Source organism: Streptomyces apricus (assembly GCF_008369065.1).
Taxonomy (GTDB): Bacteria; Actinomycetota; Actinomycetes; order Streptomycetales; family Streptomycetaceae; genus Streptomyces; species Streptomyces apricus.
This window is the reverse complement of the sequence record NZ_VDFC01000071.1, coordinates 1-3,871: the sequence shown is the minus strand read 5'-3', so window position 1 is coordinate 3,871 and position 3,871 is coordinate 1. Positions and strand designations below refer to the sequence as shown.

Annotated in this window: 2 protein-coding genes; both read right to left on the bottom strand. The window is 76.9% G+C overall.

Annotation, left to right across the window (positions count from 1 at the left end; genetic code table 11):
• A partial coding sequence (locus FGF04_RS33535; RefSeq protein ID WP_149515164.1) for a copper homeostasis protein CutC occupies positions 1–484 on the bottom strand: 484 nt, incomplete at its 3' end.
• Between the two features lie 254 nt (positions 485–738).
• On the bottom strand, positions 739–3,871 hold a 3,133-nt coding region (locus FGF04_RS33530; RefSeq protein WP_235882632.1), incomplete at its 5' end, for an amidohydrolase family protein.

Below are 3,871 nucleotides of genomic sequence, written 5' to 3'. Positions count from 1 at the left end.
GCGTCGGCAGCCCCTCGTCCACCCCGCCCGCCGCCCCGGCCGTGAGGTACGTGTCCAGCCCCGGCAGGTCGCCGATCCGCTTGCGCAGCGCGTCCCGGTCGGCGGCCCGGTCGATCGCCCGGTGGAACGTCCAGCGGCAGCCGTCCAGTTCGGCCAGCACCGCCTCCAGCGCGGGCAGGTCCGGGTCCCCGGCCGCGTCCAGGAACCCGAGCACGAACTCCTCCGCCCCGGCCGCCCGCAGCTCCCGCGCGGCCCGCGCGAGCGCCCGTACGTCCCCGGCGTCGAACCCGTCGGCCAGCCGGATCATCACGCGCAGCGGGATGCCGACGGCGGCCCGGATCCCGGCGAAGGCCGCGACCGGCGGGGTCAGCCCGTCGGCGGCCATGTCGGTGACCAGTTCCAGCCGGTCCGCGCCTCCGGCCTCGGCGGCGACCGCGTCCTCGACGTCGAGGGCGATCACCTCCAGGACTGCACGCTTGCTCATAGGACCTCTTCCCTCGGACGGCAACGGGCGGGCTACAGGTCTAGTCCAATGCGCAGCCTACAGCCGCCACCGGGCGGACAATGGAGCGCATGGCCGACCTCGACGCCCTCCGCACCCGCTGGTCCCACGCCCTCGTCGGCAGCCGCGGGACACGGGCCCCCGACCTCCCCGACCCTTTACGGACGATCCGGTTCCAACTGGCTTGGCCCACCGACCAGTTGGTTCGTCGTACGCTCGTTCCGGCCCGCCACGGCTCACCCGCCGGCGTGCCAGCCGCCCGCGTCGCAGCACCCCTCCCGCCGCATCAGCCGCCCCACCCCGAGCCAGTCCTCCTCGTCCGCCACCCCGCGCGCGACGGCCGGGGACAGCGGCTCGTACGCCGCCACGAGGCCGTCGGTCGTGTACGGGACCCCGCCCCGCAGCACGGCGACCGTGCGCACGAGGGTGTCGAAGTCGGTGAAGGGGTCGCCGTCCACCACGGTCAGGTCGGCGAGCCTGCCCGGCCGGAGCGTGCCCAGCTCGTCCTCCAGGCCGAAGAGCCGCGCCGGCAGCACGGTCACCGTGCGCAGGGCCTCGGCCGGGGACAGCCCGCCCCTGTGCAGCGCGCGCAGGCCCAGGTGCAGGGAGAGGCCCACCGGCACGAGCGGCTGGTCGGTGCCGAGGGCGACGGTGCCGCCCTCGGCCAGGATCCGCCGGTAGACACCGATCTCCGTGTCCAGGGCGGCCAGTTGGTCCCCGCTCGGCGGTACGCCCGCCCCCTGCCGCACGAGGGCCGCGTCCCAGGGCGGCATCACGGCGGTGACCCGGGGGTCGTCGGCGAGCCCGGGATCGGCGCCCAGCAGGGGCGCCGAGGTGAACGGGGTGGCGACGAGGCCGAAGCCGACGCCCCGCGCGGTGTAGACCTCAAGGACGTCCTGGTACGCGCGCCCCGACGGGGTGGTCGCGTGCCCGAACTCGGCGCGCTGGGTGGCCTGCAGATGGGTCGTCAGGTCCTGGCCCAGTTGGACGCCGGGCGACAGCAGGTGGCTGCCCGAGCGCACGCCGAGCCGTTCGTGCGCGAACCGCGCGGCCTCCTCCATCACCCAGCCCGGCGCCCGCACGTAGGTCTTCACGAAGTCCCAGTCCAGGGCGGCGGCCCGCGCCAGCGAACGCCGCAGTCCCTGCCGGGTCCGGTGGGCGCGGCCCATGCTGTAGGCGACCCGGGAGCCGTCGAGGAGTTCACCGGTGGTCAGCAGCCGCGGCCCGGCGAGCAGCCCGGCGGCGACCGCCTCGCGGATGCGGGCCTGCTCGTGGGCGAATCCGCCGAGCGAGACGGCGGTCGTGATGCCGTAGGTGAGCTGGCCGACCGTCTGGCGGCCGCCGTAGGTCACCTGCCACGGATGGGTGTGGGCGTCCCACAGCCCGGGCACCACGGTCCGCTCGGAGGCGTCGATCCGGGTCAGTGCCGCGCGGCGCCGGTGCGGCTCGACGGCGCTCACGCGCCCGCCGCGTACGACGACGTCGACGTCGTCGCGCACCGAATCGCCGGTGCCGTCCCAGAGCCGGCCGGCGTGCACCACGGTGTCGGCGGGCTCGGGCCGGGGCCGGTCGAGCGGCACCCGTACGGTGCGCGCCGGGCCGCCGTCCACGCCGATCAGCCGCAGGCGGCTGCCGGAGAGGTACAGCAGGGTGCGGGAGTCGCCGGACCAGGAGGGGTGGTCGGCCGGTTCGCCGGTGAGGGTGCGCAGGGCGCCGCGCGGGGTGCCGTCGGGCGTGACGGGCAGCAGGCAGAGCGCGGACTCGACGACCAGCGCCATCCAGCGGCCGTCGGGCGACCAGACGGGTCCCGAGGCGTAGCGGTCGGAGATCGAGGTGTGCGGCGCCACCGCGTGCAGCCGGTCCCGCCCGGTCACGGCGTCGACGACCCGGACGAGGTTGTGGCCCTCCCGGAAGCGCAGGTTGAGCCGGTTGCGGTCGCACAGCGCGAGGAAGCGGCCGTCGGGCGACCAGCTCGGCCGCCCGGGCAGCCCGCCCCCGCCGAGCGGCGTCGCGAGCACCTTCTCCGCGCCGCTCGCCAGGTCGCGCACGACGAGCGCCCCGGTCATGTCCAGGCAGGCGAGGCGGGTCCCGTCGGGCGAGAGCGCGGGATGGACCCGTCCGCCGGTGGCGAGCGCGCTCTCCTCGCCGGTGGCCGGATCCAGGCGGTACGCACCGAGCAGGCCGTCGCGGTCGTCCGCGTACAGCAGGGTGCGTCCGTCACGCGCCCACGACGGCCCCAGGAGGTACTGCGTGGGCGTGGCCCGGCGCAGCCGCCGCGGCGCCGCTCCGCCCGAAGTCCCGGCCAGCCAGAGCGAGTCGAGGGCGGCGAAGGCGATGTGCCGGCCGTCGGGCGACAGGGCGGGCAGGTGGATGCCGCGCACCGGTCGGGCGCGCCCCTCCCCCAGGTCGTACTCCTTGACCGCGTAGCGCGGCCGGTGCACGGGCAGCACGCCCTCGAAGGGGACGACCTCCGTCCGCGCCGGCTCCCGCGGGCGTACGAGGGTGAAGCGGCCGTCGACGGTGAGCAGCAGTTCCCCGTCCGCGGTCCAGCGGGGCGGTACCGGTGCGACGTCCCCCTCGACGGCGACGGGCTCGCCGTCGACGACGAGCGTGCAGGTGCCGTGCGGCGGGGCGGTGGTCCGCAGGTACGCCAGGCTCCGGCCGTCCGGTGCCGGGACGGGCGTCATGATCTGCGCGGGCGCGGTGCCGGTGTGCTCCACGACGACGGGCCCGGTCCCCGCGGCGGGGACGGCGGCGACGGTACGGGCCTCGACCCCGGCCCCGGTGGCGGTGGTGACGCCCTTGGCACGCACGAAGAGGATCCGCTCCCCGTCGGGCGACCAGGCGGGGTCGAAGTCCTCCCAGGGGCCGTCCTGCAGCGGACCCTCCTGGCCGGGCAGTCCGGTCAGACGGGTGATGCCGCCGGTGCGCAGGTCCAGTACGTGGATGCGGTACGGGCTGCCGGTCACCGGGTCGCCGCCGCGCTCGGAGGCGAAGGCGAGGCGGGTGCCGTCGGGCGACCAGGCCGGAGCGCGGTCGTCGAAGGGGCCGTCGGTGCGCCTGCGCAGGTCCGAGCCGTCGGGCCGCACCGTCCAGAGGTGGAAGCCGCCGCCCCGGTAGGCGCAGAAGGCGACGAGGCCGCCGTCGGGCGCGTGCACCGGCCGGTTGGGTTCGAGCCCGGCCGGGGTGAGGGGGACGGCCCGGCCGCCGTCGCGCGGGACGGACCACAGGACGCTCTGGACCTCGGCGACCAGCCGGTCCCCGCCCGGCGCGAGGGTGGCCGCCCCGTTGGTGGCCGCGGTGAAGGACAGGACGGACCCGGCGGGCGGCCGGGCGGTCGGACGCGCGGACGCGGGTGCGGCGGCACCG